Source organism: Polaromonas sp., assembly GCF_012927415.1.
Taxonomy (GTDB): domain Bacteria; phylum Pseudomonadota; class Gammaproteobacteria; order Burkholderiales; family Burkholderiaceae_C; genus Polaromonas.
Genome location: NZ_JABBPF010000054.1, coordinates 1 through 14,040 on the forward strand (window position 1 = coordinate 1; position 14,040 = coordinate 14,040).

Below are 14,040 nucleotides of genomic sequence, written 5' to 3' on the forward strand. Positions count from 1 at the left end.
CAGCGAAGCCGAGGCGCGCTCCGAGGCGGAGGATCTCAAGGCGCAAGGCCTTGAGATCAGTGTTTACGGCGTTCCCGCCTACTCCACGCTGGGCTGGATGAACTGGGCCGGTGGCGACCCCCTGCTCAACACCTTCATTGCCTACACCGACGGCGAACTGGCGCGCCTGGTGTTTCACGAACTTGCGCACCAGGTGACTTACGCCGAGGGCGACACCATGTTCAACGAGTCATTTGCCACCGCCGTCGAGCGCCTGGGCGTGCAGCGCTGGCTGGCCAGCCAGGCCCGCGATGAAGCCCGCAAGGCCTACGAGGTATTTGACGGCAGGCGCCAGCAGTTCCGCGCGCTGACGCAGGCGACGCGCCATGCGCTGACCGACATCTACAAGAAGAAAAGGCCTGCGGTCCAGCAGATACCGTTGCAGTCTGCTCTTAAAAATATAGCAATGCAGCGCTTTCGCGATGACTACGCGCAACTCCGGGCGTCCTGGGGCGGTTACGCCGCCTACGACCCGTGGGTGGCGCGCGCCAATAATGCGGCCTTTGGCGCGCAAGCGGCTTACGACGAACTGGTGCCGGGCTTTGAGGCGCTGTTCGAGCACGAAGGCCGGGACTGGCCGAGGTTTTATGATGCAGTGAAGCGTCTTGCCAGCCAGTCCAAAGCCGAGCGGCACAAAGCCTTGACCCCCGGGCATGGCGAAAAACAACAAGGAGAGGCCAATGGCTGACATTCACATCGAGCGCGAACATGCCCTGGGCCTGACTGAAGCACGCAAGATTGCCTTCAAATGGGCCGAGCAGGCCGAAGAGGAGTTCGGCATGGAATGCGCTTATGAAGAAGGCAAGAGCGCTGACATGGTCAGCTTTAATCGCTCGGGGGTCCACGGCACTCTCGCGGTGACAAAAGACCGTTTCGAGCTCGATGCCAGACTGGGCTTTTTGCTCGGCGCCTTCAAGGACCGGATTGAAGGCGAGATCATCAAGAACCTGGATGCGCTGATCGCTGAAAAACCCGCTGCCAAAAGAAAACCGTTGCCGAAAAAGCTGAACCCTGAGCCTTGACTGCAGCAAACCGACCGCTCAAACTGCGCATGCGAGCCGCTTTGACGCGGTCTGCCACCTGTGGCTTCAGGACCGGGGATTGCCGTGTTGCCGATCATGCGGGCGATGAAGCTGAACTGGCGACCGCCGGCCGACCCCCGAGGCCGGCGCCGCCTGCTGGCGGAGCGCCAGCCGGACCCGAGTGAGGCGGGTGTCGGCGCGCCCATCGACTTTCTGGCCCAGCCTTCGCCAAATACCAAAGCCAGATCTTCAAAGCAGTCATGGACGTTACAGCGTGGAGGCGGCACACTCGCCGCATGGAAATCACCAAACCATCCCCCCAGACCCCTGTTATCCAGGGACCGCTGGCCGGCCTTAAAGTGCTGGAGCTGGGCCAGCTGATCGCCGGCCCTTTCGCGGCCAAGACACTGGCCGACTTCGGCGCCGACATCATCAAGATCGAGTCGCCCGGCGCGGGTGACCCCTTGCGCCAATGGCGCTTGCTGAAAGACGGTACCTCAGTCTGGTGGCAGGTGCAGTCGCGCAACAAGCGGTCCGTGGCGCTGGACCTGAAGAATCCGCAGGCGCAGGCGATCGTGCGCCAGCTCGCGAGCGATGCCGATGTACTGATCGAAAACTTCCGCCCTGGCGCGATGGAAGGCTGGGGTCTCGGCCCCGATGAATTGCTCAAGTTGAACCCGCGCCTCATCATGCTGCGCATCAGCGGCTATGGCCAGACCGGCCCCTATCGCGACAAGCCGGGCTTTGGAGTGGTCGCCGAGGCCATGAGCGGCCTGCGCCACCTTACCGCCGAGCCGGGCCGCGTGCCGGTGCGCGTCGGCGTGAGCATCGGCGACACGCTGGCGGCGCTGCACGGCGTGATCGGCATCTTGCTGGCGTTGCACGAGCGCCAGCGCTCGGGCCAGGGTCAGGTGATCGACGTCGCACTGTACGAAGCGGTGTTCAACTGCATGGAAAGCCTGCTGCCCGAATACAGCGCGTTCGGCGCCGTTCGTGGTCCGGCCGGCAGCGCCCTGCCCGGCATTGCGCCGAGCAATGCTTACCGTTGCAAGGGCGCAGGTGCATCGGCCACCGGCGCCGGAACGCCCCGGCCAAGACCAGCCGCCGCGGAGGGCAGCGAATCAGGCGAAGCGGGGAGCGTGGGGGCCTATGTCCTGATTGCCGGCAACGGCGACAGCATTTTCAAACGGCTGATGGCCACCATTGGCCGGCCTGAAATGGGCACTGACCCGGCCCTGGCGGACAACGCGGGCCGGGTGGCGCAGGTGGACAAGATCGACGAAGCCATTGGCCAGTGGGCCGCGCAACACACCGTGGACGAGGCGCTCGCCGCGCTGGACCAGGCTTCGGTGCCGGCGGGCCGCATCTACACCATAGCCGACATTGCTGCGGATCCGCATTACCGGGCGCGCGGCATGCTGGACGAAGTGCGGATGGACGACGGCAGCGTGCTGGCGGTGCCGGGCATTGTTCCCAAGCTTTCGCGGACGCCGGGCGGCCACCGCCGCAACGCGCCTCAAATTGGCCAGGACACCGATGCCGTGCTGCTGCAGATGGGCTTGTCGCCCGAACAGATCAAAACGCTCAAAGACCAGGGGATTGTGGCCGGAGGAATGAAATGAACCGCACTGGGCCCGTGACACGCATTTACTTCAATGAAGTCGCTACCCGCGACGGCTTGCAGATCGAACCGAACTTCATCGCCACCAGCGACAAGGTCGCGCTGGTCGACGCGCTCAGCGACTGCGGCTACGCCAAGATCGAGGTCACCTCGTTCACCTCGCCCAAGGCGATTCCGATGTTGCGCGATGCCGAGGAGGTGATGGGCCGCATCCGCCGCGTGCCCGGTGTCGAATACACCGTGCTGGTGCCCAACCTGCGCGGCGCCGAGCGCGCGCTGGAATCGCGCACCGACGAATTGAATCTGGTGATGTCGGTGTCCGAGACACACAACCTGGCGAACCTGCGCATGTCGCGCGAAAAAAGTTTTGTCGCGCTGCAAGCCGTGATTCGCCATGTCGATGGCCAAACGCCCATCAACATTTCACTGTCGTGCAGCTTTGGCTGCCCGATGGAAGGCGAGGTGCAACAGGAAGAAGTGCTGCGCTGGAGCGAACGCTTCGCTGGCCTCGGTGTGCGTGGCTTGAGCATCTGCGACACCACCGGCATGGCGCACCCGGCGCAGGTCAGCCGCATGGTCGAGGTGCTGCAAAAGCGTTTTGCCGACCTGCAACTGACGCTGCACTTTCACAATACGCGCGGCATGGGCCTGGCCAATGTGCTGGCTGCGGTGCAGGGCGGCATCGAGCGTTTCGACGGCTCGCTGGGCGGTTTGGGTGGCTGCCCTTATGCGCCCGGTGCGAGCGGCAACGTCGCCAGCGAGGATGCGATTCACATGCTGGACGCAATGGGCTATGACACGGGCATCGATCTTTCAAAATTGCTGGTGCTGGCCAGACAGTTGCCGGAGATCGTCGGCCACGACGTACCGGGCCAGGTGGCCAAGGCTGGCCGCATCATGTCGCTGCATCCAGCGCCGGCCTACGTGGCTCAACTACGCGAGGCGCAGGCATGATCGAACAGATCGACCACCTGGTGCTGACCACCGCGAACGAAGCCGCCTGCGTTGACTTCTATTGCCGTGTGCTGGGAATGACGCTTGAAACCTTTGTCGGCGGCACGCCGCCCGTGGCGCGCAAGGCCTTCAAATTCGGCGTGCAAAAAATCAACCTGCATGTGAGAGGCCGGGAGTTTGAGCCCAATGCCCATCTGCCGGTACCCGGCTCACTGGATATCTGCCTGATGGCGAGCGTTTCACTGACAGAGGTGATGGTCCGGCTGAAGCAGGCGAGCTGGCCGGTGATCGAAGGACCGGTCTTGCGGACCGGCGCCACGCAAAAGATCCGCTCGATTTATCTGCGCGACCCGGACCTGAACCTGATCGAGATTTCCGAACCCGCCTGAAAAGGCATCCACCGCCGTTCCAGAAGACAAAACGTGACTTTCATTTCCGGCAGGACCCTGATGAACGTTGCCAGCCTCGCAACGGCTTCAACTTCAAAAAGCGCACCGAAAAAGAGGGCGCCAAGGCCCTTGTCATAAGCCGCGCCGAACTGGGCCCGCTACGTGACAGCGGGCGCAAGATGTGCGGCCGCTTTGTCAGGCTGGCCAACAGCAAGGCCGACTGACAGGGGCCCACCGCCTTTTTACCTTTCGCGGTCGCTGCCGGCGCTTGTCGCCCAAACAGTCAGCTCAGTTCAGCAATCAGATCGATGTACTGCTGCATCGCGTCGTCCTGCGACGTGCCCTTGAGGTTGTTCCAGGCATCCCATTTGGCGCGCGCGACCATATCGGCGAAGCCGGGCTTCTTGTCAGCGTTGTCGCCCACACTACCCTGCTTGTAGAGGGCGTAGATTTTCAGCAGCGTCATGTTGTCAGGGCGTTCGCTGAAGTTTTTTGAGTCGGCCATGGCTTTGGCAAAGGCGGCTTTCAAGTCGGGCATGTAAACGCTCCATTTTTAGTAGTTGGTCACCAATGATGGTGCTTGGGGTAACTGCCGGGTATCTTAGCGACAACTTCCTTGCAAAATAGACGGCTCACTCCAGTCCGGGGTGATTTTGCAACAGGGAATGCTTTGATGGTCACACGCGTTACGGCTCCGTCGGCGGGGGAAAAGCTAGCCCGGAGAGTTGCCCAGGAGATGGCCCGCCAGGTGGCAGGTAAGGTCGCAAGAAACGTTCAAAAAAACCTCAAGCGAGCGGTTTCAGGTACTTTGGGTTTGTCAGGCGAGCGCATGAGCAAGGTCGACACCGCCTGGCTGCGCATGGATTGCGACGCCAACCTGATGCAGATTGTCGGTGTCTGGACACTGCAGCCTGGCGTGAAATACGAGGCGGTCCGCGAACGCATTGAAAACACCCTGCTCAAATACGACCGCTTCCGTCAGCGTGTGATCGAAGATGCCGCCGGGGCGACCTGGGTATTTGACCGAAGCTTCGACCTCGCAAACCATCTGATACTTGAAAAGCTACCCAAATCCGCCAGGGGCCGTGGGGAACAGGCGCTGCAGGACCGCGTGGCCGAACTGGCCACCGAGCGGCTGGCTCCGGCGCATCCGCTGTGGCAAATGCACCTGATCGAGGACTACACCGGCCCGGACGGTGTCAAGGGCAGCGCGTTGATAGTACGCATCCACCACTGCATTGCCGACGGAATTGCGCTGATTTCGGTCACCATGTCGCTGGTCGATGGCGGCGCCGCGCCACCCGGGCGTGGCAGCAAGGACGCCACGCCGCATAGCGTCGAAGAGTGGTTTGAGGACACCCTGCTCAGGCCGTTTACCCAACTCACCGTCAAGGCGCTGGGCGCCATGGGCGAAGGCGCAGCGCGCTCGCTGGGCATGCTGGGCGATCCAAAAAAATCCGTCGAGCAAGGCCTTGAGCAGGGTATCAAAAGCTCGCTGGATCTGGGCAAGGTGCTGCTTCAGGTGCTTGCTGACACGGCCGCCCTGGCCCTGATGCCCGACGACTCCAAGACCCGGCTCAAGGGCACACCCGGCGGCGTTAAAAAAGTGGCCTGGTGCCAGCCGATTCCGCTGGACGAAGTCAAGGCCGTCGGCAAGGCGCTTAACTGTTCCGTCAACGATGTACTGCTCAGCTGCGTGGCTGGCGCGCTGGGCGAATATCTGAAGGCGCAGGGCGACGAGGTGGCGGGCCAGGAAATCCGCGCCATGGTGCCGGTCAACCTGCGGCCGCGCGAGCAAACCCACAAGCTGGGCAACCACTTTGGCCTGGTTCCGCTGGTACTGCCGATCGGCCTGGCCAACCCGGTCGAGCGCATCTATGAAGTGCGCCGCCGCATGACCGCCCTCAAAGGCAGTTACCAGCCACTGCTAGCCTTCAGCCTGCTGGCGATGGCGGGCTTGCTGATCAAGCCGGCACAAGACCTGATGCTGAACATTTTCTCGAAAAAAACCACCGCCGTGATGACCAACGTGCCAGGGCCGCGCGAAAAACTCAAATTCTGCGGCGCCACACTGGAGCAAAGCATGTTCTGGGTGCCGCAGTCGGGCAATGTGGGGCTGGGCGTGTCGATTCTCAGCTATGGCGGCGGCGTGCAGTTTGGCGTGATTACCGACAGCGCGTTGTGCCCGGAGCCGCAGCGAATTATTGACGAATTTGTGCCCGAATTTGCCAGGCTGTCGATCGTGACGCTCATGCTGCCGTGGCATGAAAGGCCCTGATTCTTAAGTCAAACAAGCCGCAAGTCCAGCATTTATGGTCATTAACAGCTATGCTTTTAATAGCATTCAGGCAGTTCGCCGGTCAGGCGGTGAAACGCCGTGAGGCTATTTCCAGCAACCCGTCAAAAATTAGACCTTCCACCAGTTCGACCTGAACCGACATGCTGGGCGCCATTTTCCAGCCCGCACCGCCGGTCATGATGCATGCGGGCGCTTCGCCGCAGTGGCGGGTGATGTTGTCCACCATGCGCTGCACCGCGCCAGCAATGGCGAAGGTGCCGCCGCTGGTCAGCGCATCGCTGGTGTTGGTCGGAAAATCCCGCACCTCGCCGGTCGGTACATGCAGGCCGGCGGTGCCCGACTCCAGCGCGCGCAACATGATCCCGTGACCGGGCAGGATAATGCCGCCGAGAAACCTGCCCGAGGCGTCAATGGCCTCGACTGTCACGGCCGTTCCCACCATGACCACCAGGCAGGGCTTGCGCACGCCTCGCGCCAGCAAGCGGTGATGCGCCCCTATCATCGCCACCCAGCGGTCGGAGCCGAGACGCGCGGGGTAGTCGTAGCCGTTGGTCAAACCGGCTTCCTCGGGACTTGACACCACCCAGCGCGGCAGCGCGTCCCAGAGTTCCATTTGTTCGGAAACCCGCCGCTTGATGGCGTCGCCCGCCACGACGCAGCCAAGAATGGCCGAAGGCGCAGGTAGCGACTTCCACTCATCCTCGGCAAGCCGGTCAATGTTTTCCAGAAACACCGCGCCGTGCGCCAGCAGCTTGGCTCCCACTGCGGGCGCGTCGTACTGGGCCCATTTCAGGCGGGTGTTACCCACGTCAAGCGCTAGAAAAGTCATGTGGCTGAATTATGAACAGATTTTCGGCGAGCCCGGCGGCCCGGACACCGGCAGGCGCACGGCACCGCGCGGGCTCAGATCAGGCCAAGCCAGCATGCGCGCTGAACCGCCGCCAGCTTGCTGTCGACCTTGAGTTTGCTCATGGCGTTGGCCAGGTGAAAGTTGATGGTGCGTTCACTACAAAGCAGGACTTCGCCACTGGCGCGCGCTGTCAGGCCCTGGAACGCCAGTTTCAGGCATTCGAGTTCGCGCGGACTCAGCGGATTGCGTACCTCGGCAATTGCCCGGCTCAGCAGCGGCCAGATGTTAAGCGCGGACCAGACCAGCGCCGCCGCCTCATTGCGGTCATGCCACTGGCGCGGGCTGAAAAGGTAGACCTCGAAGGCGCGCGCGCTGACCAGCGGGAACTCGATGCGCACCACGCTTTGATAACCGTAACCGAGCCAGAGCCGCCGCCATCGACTGTGATGGCCAAAAGCCGATTCAACAATCAGCTGCCAGCTCACCAGCGGTGCAGCCGCGTCTGCCTGTGGCACTCCGGAATCCTGGCCTTCGGCGAGGGCCCGCGCGGCTTCAAGCAGGCGCGGCGGGTGCAGGGCGACCACCAGCCGGTGCTGCAAGCCGGCAAAAGGATCAGGACCCAACACGGCGATCGCCTCCACCGAAAACTCCCGCAGCGCAAGCAGCCAGTCGCTCATGATGCCGTCAAGGCTGACACTGTCAAAGTTAGCAGGTAGTTGCATGAGGTAAAAAGGCAGAACTGGGACAATAAATCAAAGGTGAAAAAGCGTTACCCGATGACAACCCGCATCACGTCGCGGCCGGCCAAACACTCTCCAGGACGCTGGACGCTTGCGCCTGTGGAACCAATTTTGCACCCATCGCCCTGGCGGCTGCGCGCGCTGGGATTGACACTGCTTGTCGGCAATCCCCTGTTCGGCTGGATCTGGTCGAGCTGGCTCAGGCAACCCTACGAAAATCTCTGGTTACGGGCGTTGTTGGGCGCGTTGGGACTGGTGCTGCTCCACAAGGCGGTTTGCACGAACCTGTCGAGCAGGGTGACGCAGATCGTGGTGATCTCAATTATGTGGGTGGAAATTCCGCTTTTTTTCAGCTGGATGTATCTTCGCAACGGCGGCGGAGCGGTATGGCTGGCCAGCCTGAGTGCCATCATTTTGGTGTATTACCACCTAACCGACTGGCGCATCGCCACCCTGGGCACCCTCAGCGGCGCTTTGCTGGCCTGGCTGCTGTTTTTCGCGCTGATCCCCGCCGGCCCTGTCATCCTGGCTGCGGATCATGCCGTAGACGCCGTCGTCATCGCGTTTAGCTGGTGCTGCGCCTTGTTGCTCGGCGTGTCATCGGCCAACCTGCGGCGCGAACAACTGGCGAACACGCTGGCGACCATGGGCATCATGGCGCATGAGCTGCGTACGCCGCTTTCCACGGCAGCGCTGATTGGCGATGCAATGCAGATGGAAGCCCAGCGACAGCCCGACCCCCCACGGGCAGCGCAACTGGACAAGCTGGGGCAGCGCCTTCACTCACTGGTGCGCAACATGAACCAGCAGATCGACACACAAATTGCCAATGCCAAACTGCTGCAGTTGCCACGTTATGCCGAGCTGATTTCCGCCAGCGCGCTGGTTCACGAGGTTGTGGCGGGCTACCCCTACGCGTCAAGCCGTCAGCGCGAATGCGTGGAGGTGCTTATCCACGACGATTTCGTGTTTCTTTCATCAAGAACGCAGTGCACTCGCTGACGGCTGCTGACTCGCGCTATCCCCTCGGTGCGCTGCGTATCAAAGTCGAACGCAACAAGATGAAGGGGCGCATTGAAGTGTCCGATGAGGGTTTGGGGATTGCGCCGGCATTGCTGCCGCGGATTTTCAAACCTTTTTTTTCCAACGACCGCGATACCGGGCACGGCCTGGGCCTTGCTTTTTGCCAGCAGGTGGTGCAAAGCGCAGGCGGCAGCATACAGGTGAAATCCGAATATGCAGCGGGGGCCACTTTTGCGGTCACCCTGCCGATTGCGGCCTGACAAGCGTGTTCCTGGTTTATTTTCGACAATCCTGATAAAGCCAACAGCCATGTCTTTTCCACTTTTTCGCCGCCCTGGTGGCGTCGTGTTTCTCGACGACGACCGGGACTACCTGGAAATGCTGGCCGAGGTCATGCCGACTGACTGGCATGCACGTTTTTTTCTGCGTCCCATAGCCTGCATCGAGGCGCTGCTGCAGGATCCTGCGCAGCGGGAAGCCGACGCCTGGCAGCAGCAGCACATTGTCAATCGCTGGCGCGAAGGAACTTCATTGATCCCGCAAATCCTGCAATATTGGCAGGCCGATGGAACCGCGCGATTTGCGCTCACCAAGGTCTGCGTGGTGGACTACGCGATGCCGGCCATGAGCGGGCTGCGCGTGTTGAGCGAATTGACGGGCTGGTCGGGCTCACGTATTTTGCTCACTGGCCGCGCCGACGAGCAGCTCGCCATATCGGCCTTTAACCGTGGGCTGATCGAGCAATTCATCCCCAAGCAGTCGCCCGGCCTGCGCCTGCACCTGACCACCGCCATCCAGGACCTGCGCTATTTGCCGGACGAGCGCCATCAACAGGTCTGGCGTGCCACGCTGTCGCGGGAGCAGCATGAACTGCTTTGCGACCCGCTCCTGTCACAGGCGTTGGAAAGCCTTGCGCTCAGGCAGGGCTGGATAGAGCATGTGGTCATCGGCGCCCCTTTCGGCATGCTGGCACTTGACCAGAAGGGCGATGTCAGCTGGCTCCAGCTCGAGCCTGGCGACAAGCTGCAGGAGCTGGCCGAAATGGCTGCGTCCCAGGCTTGGGACGAGACCACAGTCCAGGATATTCGGGCCGGCAGAAAACTCGTTGACGTGGAGCTGCAGCTGGCGCTGGGCGCGGCTCATCGGCCGCAGCCACGCCAGGCCTTTGTCCTGGCCAGCGGCGGGGCGCCGGTCTACGCTGCCATGGTCAAACTCGACGAGACGCTGGCTCCGGGCGAGACGGGCAGTTACGCGCGCTTTTTGGCCGACAATGGCGATCGTCGGGTGCAGGACTAGCCTTCACCCTGGCCAGCGCGGGCGCGACGTGCGATCGGCCAGTCCCAGGGCTTGAGCACGGGGGCAAGCTCGCGGGCTGTCAGTTCCACCCGTTCCAGTTCGGATTCGGTCAGACCGGCATTGAGCGTCAGGCGGACCATGGCGCGGTTGCGACTGGTGGCCGGGGCGCAGAACACTGCACCAAATACATGGTGTTCTTCCAGATGGTCGCGCAGCACCATGGTGGCAGGCTCGGTACCTGCTTCCAGCGCAATGATCTGCTGGCTGCCCTGATGGATGGGGTAGCCCATGTCAGAAAAACTTGCGCGCAACCGGACCGTGTTGGCATGCAGGCGCACCCGGGCATCATCACTGTGGCGAACCACCTCCAGCGTAGCCGCCAGCCCGGCAATTTCATGCGGCAGCAGGCAGGAGCTGAAAATGTTGGGATAGCTATGATGCAGCACGTAGTAGCGCAGCTCGGCCGGAACAGTAAAAAAACCGGCGCGTCCAGCAAAGGCCTTGGCCAGACTCGCGGTGATGAAGTGCACGCGGTCTGTCAAGCCAAGTTCGGCGCACAGCCCCGCGCCTTCCGGGCCGTGGGTACCAAGCGAGTGCGACTCATCGACCAGAATCGTGCAGCCATGCTGCTCGACCACCTCGACAATCTCGGTCAGGGGGCACAAGGCGCCAGTGGTGCTGTAGACCGAATCCACCACGACGATGCCAGGCCCGTGGCGCGCAATCATGCGCGCGAGATGCGCCGGATCGTTGTGACGGAAGGCATGAGCCGGCGCCCGCGCTGCACGCACGCCTTCCCACAGCGACGTGTGGGCCAGGGAGTCGACGTAGACAGGGGTTTTCTCATCGGCAATCGCCTGCAGCAATCCAACGTTCGCCGAGTAACCGGACTGACACACAAACCCGTCCTCCTTGCCGACCCAGGCGGCAAGCGATGCTTCCAGCTGGCGGGAGGGATGTGCGTCGAGCAGAAAAGCGCCCGACTGGATCACGCCGTCGTTGTTGTGCTGCAGGCTGGCCATCTGGGCCCGGACGATATCGGGGTGTCCCGACACGCCGAGGTAGTCATTGCCGTCGAGCCGGACGGAGTCCGGTCCCGGCCTGCGGCCATGCAAAATACATTTTCCGCCCCACTGGTTTTGCCAGTGGGGCATGAACTGCTGCTCGAACCGCTCGCGCAGGCGGGGCAGCAACGGGGGGTTATGGTGGGTTTTGGAAAAGAGTTCGGGAAGGCGTTCAAGTACTTGCATAAGGTTGTTCCTTTAATAAAAACAACCTTATTGAAAACTTTCTCACAAATTCATACACCCGCCACCCTGTCAGAACTGACAGTAGGGCGCGCCGACAGGGTCCTCAACCGGCTTGCCGAAATCCCCGCACTGACCTTGGCGACCCTTTTTTACCTGACAGCTATTTCTGCAGCCAGGGCAGTCCCTGAAAACGCCATCCGCCCCGGTGACCGCGCTGGCCCAGCTCATCGGCATCACCTTCAAAGCCTTCCAGAATGTTGTAGGCCTGCAAACCCAGTTCGGTAGCTCGCCTGGCGGCTGCGATCGAGCGCACACCACTGCGGCAGAGCAAGGCGACTTTCCTACCCGCTGGCACTGCCGCCCGCAGTCCGTCGTCAAAAGCGGGATTTATTGCCATGCCGGGCCATTGTTTCCACGCCAGTGCCACGGCGCCCGGAACCACGCCGACCCATTCGCGTTCTGCGTCAGTTCGCACATCCACCAGCACCGCCTCACCCGACTGCACCCATTTCCAGGCCAGCAGCCCCGTAATGCTTCCGGCGTAATCTGGTGCGGGATGCACTGTTTGCCCGCCCACATGCGCCGAGAAATCAGTTTTCATAAAGTTACCCAGTCATTGGTTGATTTGAAGTCCGGCCTGTGCCCGCTCAGAAACCGCGTATCTGACGTCAAAATAAGTGTATTACTTCACGCCTCGCAAGGAGATGACCAGGAAATATCGCTGCGCAAGGCCTACGCCGCCGTGCAAAATAAGTACAACCCCGACAACTCCCGAAAACTTGATGTCCTCAAAACCTGCCGATGCCCCCGCCAAACCCGCCTCGTCTGTCAGCAAAGCCGAACGCAAGGCACTGGCTGATCTGCGCTCGCAGTGGCAACCACCCCTTGCAAACGCAGTTGACAGGAAAAAATCCAGGACCTGCAGCCTGTCCGACTTTGATCCTGCGGCCAAACCCTTTTCGTCCGGGGACAAGGTGCGCGACAAGGAGGCCGTTGAAGCGCTCGCGGCCGAACTCGACACCCTGCAAAACCTGTTTTACGCCGACAAGCGCTTCAAGCTTCTGATCATTCTGCAAGGTACCGATACCTCGGGCAAGGACGGCACGCTACGCAGCGTTTTCAGCCGCATCAGCCCGCTGGGTGTGCGCACCGTGGGCTGGAAAGCGCCGAGCGAAGAAGACCGGGCCCACGACTACCTGTGGCGAATTCACCAGGCGATGCCCGGCGTGGGCGAGATGATGATTTTCAACCGGAGCCAATACGAAGATGTGCTGGTGCCGGTGGTGAACGGCTGGATCACGCCGGAACAGAAGGCACAGCGCTACCAGCAGATCAATGACTTTGAACGCATGCTCAGCGAAACCGGAACGGTGATTGTCAAGTTCATGCTGCACATCAGCCTGGAAGAACAGCGCGCCCGGTTGCAGGAACGGATTGATGATCCAAGCAAAAACTGGAAATTCAGCCTGGCTGACCTGGAAGCGCGTAAACAGTGGAAACTGTACCAGCAGGCCTATGCAGACCTGCTCAACGCCACCAGCACGACGTGGGCGCCCTGGACGGTGGTGCCGGCAAACTCCAAAACACATCGCAATCTGATGATTGCCACCCTGGTGCGCCAGACCCTGCAGCAACTCGATTTGCGCTACCCGCCCGAAGACCCGGCGCTCAAGGGACTCAAGATCGTATGACGGGCTGACTGCAAGCCGGTCAGCACGGGGCTTCTGAAAGCCGATTTTTTTAAGCCAACTAAGGCCTCAACTCCAATCAGCATCGACACAAACTGCTATATTTTTTATAGCAATTAAAAGCTGCAACTGCGTTAACTTTTATCAGTGCCCACCACCCAGGTATGCCGCCTTCACCGCCGGATCGTTGCGCAATTTCGAAGCCTCGCCATGCACTGAAATGCGGCCGTTTTCCAGCACGTAGCCGTAGTCAGCCACCTTGAGCGCGGCAGCGGCAAACTGCTCGACCAGCAGCATGGTGACGCCGCGCGACTTCAGATCGGCAATGATGCGAAACACTTCTTCCACCAGAATCGGTGCCAGGCCCATGGAAGGTTCATCGAGCAGAACGATTTCGGGGTTCAGCATCACGGCACGGGCCATTGCGAGCATTTGCTGTTCGCCGCCCGACAGCGTTCCAGCCAGCTGGTTACGGCGCTCCTTGAGCCGCGGGAACAGGTCCAGCGCCCGGTCGAGGTCACCCGGCACATCGCCCTTGGGTCGGCTTCCCGTGAGACGCGGAAAGGCGCCCAGGATCAGGTTGTCAGTCACCGTCATGGTGGCAAACACGCGCCGTCCTTCAGGGGAATGGGCCAGGCCCTGCTTGGCGATGGTGTAAGACTCCAGGCCATCGATACGCTTGCCGTGCAGGTTGATCTCGCCGGCGGTAGGCTTGATCATTCCCGAAATGGCGCGCATGGTGGTCGTTTTTCCGGCGCCGTTGGAGCCGATCAGCGTGACCACCTTGCCCTTGGGCACTTCCATGGAAATACCGTGCAGGACCTGCACCTTGCCGTAACCGGCTTCCAGATTCTTGATACTCAACATGG

General features: G+C 61.5%; 16 protein-coding genes. 10 read left to right on the top strand and 6 right to left on the bottom strand.

Annotated elements, in window-relative coordinates; genetic code table 11:
- The 5 genes from HHJ19_RS05655 to HHJ19_RS05675 form a co-directional block, all read left to right on the top strand.
- On the top strand, positions 1-727 hold a 727-nt coding region (locus HHJ19_RS05655), incomplete at its 5' end, for an aminopeptidase (RefSeq protein WP_296904856.1).
- Positions 720-1,061, top strand: a complete 342-nt coding sequence (locus HHJ19_RS05660) for a polyhydroxyalkanoic acid system family protein (RefSeq protein WP_296904858.1) — start codon at positions 720-722, stop codon at positions 1,059-1,061. The genes HHJ19_RS05655 and HHJ19_RS05660, both read left to right, overlap by 8 nt.
- A gap of 296 nt (positions 1,062-1,357) precedes the next feature.
- Positions 1,358-2,683 carry a CaiB/BaiF CoA-transferase family protein gene (locus HHJ19_RS05665; protein ID WP_296904859.1) on the top strand — a complete coding sequence of 442 codons (1,326 nt, stop codon included), beginning with the start codon at positions 1,358-1,360 and terminating at the stop codon, positions 2,681-2,683.
- The gene (locus HHJ19_RS05670) at positions 2,680-3,636 is read left to right on the top strand and encodes a hydroxymethylglutaryl-CoA lyase (RefSeq protein ID WP_296904861.1); all 957 of its coding nucleotides are present in this window, start codon (positions 2,680-2,682) and stop codon (positions 3,634-3,636) included. The genes HHJ19_RS05665 and HHJ19_RS05670 overlap by 4 nt, the downstream gene beginning before the upstream one ends.
- Positions 3,633-4,025 carry a VOC family protein gene (locus HHJ19_RS05675; protein WP_296904862.1) on the top strand — a complete coding sequence of 131 codons (393 nt, stop codon included), beginning with the start codon at positions 3,633-3,635 and terminating at the stop codon, positions 4,023-4,025. Before HHJ19_RS05670 ends, HHJ19_RS05675 begins: the two co-directional genes overlap by 4 nt.
- Before the next feature lie 283 nt (positions 4,026-4,308).
- Here the strand turns inward: HHJ19_RS05675 and HHJ19_RS05680 are convergent, their stop codons facing one another.
- Entirely contained in the window at positions 4,309-4,563 is a 255-nt protein-coding gene (locus HHJ19_RS05680; protein WP_296904864.1) for an acyl-CoA-binding protein, read from the bottom strand.
- 291 nt (positions 4,564-4,854) lie between these two features.
- Between HHJ19_RS05680 and HHJ19_RS05685 the strand changes: the two genes are divergently transcribed.
- Positions 4,855-6,303: a wax ester/triacylglycerol synthase family O-acyltransferase gene (locus HHJ19_RS05685; RefSeq protein ID WP_296904866.1), complete on the top strand. Its 1,449-nt coding sequence runs from the start codon at positions 4,855-4,857 to the stop codon at positions 6,301-6,303.
- Positions 6,304-6,385: 82 nt separating this feature from the next.
- Here the strand turns inward: HHJ19_RS05685 and HHJ19_RS05690 are convergent, their stop codons facing one another.
- Together HHJ19_RS05690 and HHJ19_RS05695 are read right to left on the bottom strand one after the other, a co-directional pair.
- The gene (locus HHJ19_RS05690; protein WP_296904868.1) at positions 6,386-7,153 is read right to left on the bottom strand and encodes a type III pantothenate kinase; all 768 of its coding nucleotides are present in this window, start codon (positions 7,151-7,153) and stop codon (positions 6,386-6,388) included.
- A 74-nt stretch (positions 7,154-7,227) separates the two neighbouring features.
- On the bottom strand, positions 7,228-7,896 hold the full coding sequence (locus tag HHJ19_RS05695) for a helix-turn-helix transcriptional regulator (protein WP_296904869.1): 669 nt from the start codon (positions 7,894-7,896) through the stop codon (positions 7,228-7,230).
- A gap of 54 nt (positions 7,897-7,950) precedes the next feature.
- Here HHJ19_RS05695 and HHJ19_RS05700 point away from each other — a divergent pair, with 54 nt between their 5' ends.
- The 3 genes from HHJ19_RS05700 to HHJ19_RS05710 are packed head-to-tail and all read left to right on the top strand — an operon-like array spanning position 7,951 to position 10,233.
- Positions 7,951-8,916 carry a sensor histidine kinase gene (locus tag HHJ19_RS05700; RefSeq protein ID WP_296904871.1) on the top strand — a complete coding sequence of 322 codons (966 nt, stop codon included), beginning with the start codon at positions 7,951-7,953 and terminating at the stop codon, positions 8,914-8,916.
- Positions 8,904-9,197, top strand: a complete 294-nt coding sequence (locus HHJ19_RS05705; RefSeq protein ID WP_296904872.1) for an ATP-binding protein — start codon at positions 8,904-8,906, stop codon at positions 9,195-9,197. Before HHJ19_RS05700 ends, HHJ19_RS05705 begins: the two co-directional genes overlap by 13 nt.
- Before the next feature lie 49 nt (positions 9,198-9,246).
- Positions 9,247-10,233 carry a response regulator gene (locus HHJ19_RS05710; RefSeq protein WP_296904874.1) on the top strand — a complete coding sequence of 329 codons (987 nt, stop codon included), beginning with the start codon at positions 9,247-9,249 and terminating at the stop codon, positions 10,231-10,233.
- On the opposite strand, the gene cqsA is transcribed toward HHJ19_RS05710, so the two are convergent.
- Entirely contained in the window at positions 10,230-11,483 is a 1,254-nt protein-coding gene (gene cqsA, locus HHJ19_RS05715; RefSeq protein WP_296904875.1) for an alpha-hydroxyketone-type quorum-sensing autoinducer synthase, read from the bottom strand. The two genes, HHJ19_RS05710 and cqsA, sit on opposite strands and share 4 nt — an antisense overlap.
- A 160-nt stretch (positions 11,484-11,643) precedes the next feature.
- Complete coding sequence (locus tag HHJ19_RS05720; RefSeq protein WP_296904877.1) at positions 11,644-12,084, bottom strand: rhodanese-like domain-containing protein; 441 nt, start codon at positions 12,082-12,084, stop codon at positions 11,644-11,646.
- A 181-nt stretch (positions 12,085-12,265) separates the two neighbouring features.
- Between HHJ19_RS05720 and HHJ19_RS05725 the strand changes: the two genes are divergently transcribed.
- Entirely contained in the window at positions 12,266-13,174 is a 909-nt protein-coding gene (locus HHJ19_RS05725) for a PPK2 family polyphosphate kinase (protein ID WP_296904879.1), read from the top strand.
- 141 nt (positions 13,175-13,315) lie between these two features.
- Here the strand turns inward: HHJ19_RS05725 and HHJ19_RS05730 are convergent, their stop codons facing one another.
- The gene (locus HHJ19_RS05730) at positions 13,316-14,038 is read right to left on the bottom strand and encodes an ABC transporter ATP-binding protein (RefSeq protein ID WP_296904880.1); all 723 of its coding nucleotides are present in this window, start codon (positions 14,036-14,038) and stop codon (positions 13,316-13,318) included.
- Positions 14,039-14,040 lie beyond the last annotated feature (2 nt).

What these genes read in the sequence shown, in the direction of transcription:
- HHJ19_RS05660 (WP_296904858.1), top strand. Translation starts at nt 720, where the DNA reads ATGGCTGACATTCACATCGAGCGCGAACATGCCCTGGGCCTGACTGAA.
- HHJ19_RS05665 (WP_296904859.1), top strand. Translation starts at nt 1,358, where the DNA reads ATGGAAATCACCAAACCATCCCCCCAGACCCCTGTTATCCAGGGACCG.
- HHJ19_RS05670 (WP_296904861.1), top strand. Translation starts at nt 2,680, where the DNA reads ATGAACCGCACTGGGCCCGTGACACGCATTTACTTCAATGAAGTCGCT.
- HHJ19_RS05675 (WP_296904862.1), top strand. Translation starts at nt 3,633, where the DNA reads ATGATCGAACAGATCGACCACCTGGTGCTGACCACCGCGAACGAAGCC.
- HHJ19_RS05680 (WP_296904864.1), bottom strand. Translation starts at nt 4,563, where the DNA reads ATGCCCGACTTGAAAGCCGCCTTTGCCAAAGCCATGGCCGACTCAAAA.
- HHJ19_RS05685 (WP_296904866.1), top strand. Translation starts at nt 4,855, where the DNA reads ATGAGCAAGGTCGACACCGCCTGGCTGCGCATGGATTGCGACGCCAAC.
- HHJ19_RS05690 (WP_296904868.1), bottom strand. Translation starts at nt 7,153, where the DNA reads ATGACTTTTCTAGCGCTTGACGTGGGTAACACCCGCCTGAAATGGGCC.
- HHJ19_RS05695 (WP_296904869.1), bottom strand. Translation starts at nt 7,896, where the DNA reads ATGCAACTACCTGCTAACTTTGACAGTGTCAGCCTTGACGGCATCATG.
- HHJ19_RS05700 (WP_296904871.1), top strand. Translation starts at nt 7,951, where the DNA reads ATGACAACCCGCATCACGTCGCGGCCGGCCAAACACTCTCCAGGACGC.
- HHJ19_RS05710 (WP_296904874.1), top strand. Translation starts at nt 9,247, where the DNA reads ATGTCTTTTCCACTTTTTCGCCGCCCTGGTGGCGTCGTGTTTCTCGAC.
- cqsA (WP_296904875.1), bottom strand. Translation starts at nt 11,483, where the DNA reads ATGCAAGTACTTGAACGCCTTCCCGAACTCTTTTCCAAAACCCACCAT.
- HHJ19_RS05720 (WP_296904877.1), bottom strand. Translation starts at nt 12,084, where the DNA reads ATGAAAACTGATTTCTCGGCGCATGTGGGCGGGCAAACAGTGCATCCC.
- HHJ19_RS05725 (WP_296904879.1), top strand. Translation starts at nt 12,266, where the DNA reads ATGTCCTCAAAACCTGCCGATGCCCCCGCCAAACCCGCCTCGTCTGTC.
- HHJ19_RS05730 (WP_296904880.1), bottom strand. Translation starts at nt 14,038, where the DNA reads ATGTTGAGTATCAAGAATCTGGAAGCCGGTTACGGCAAGGTGCAGGTC.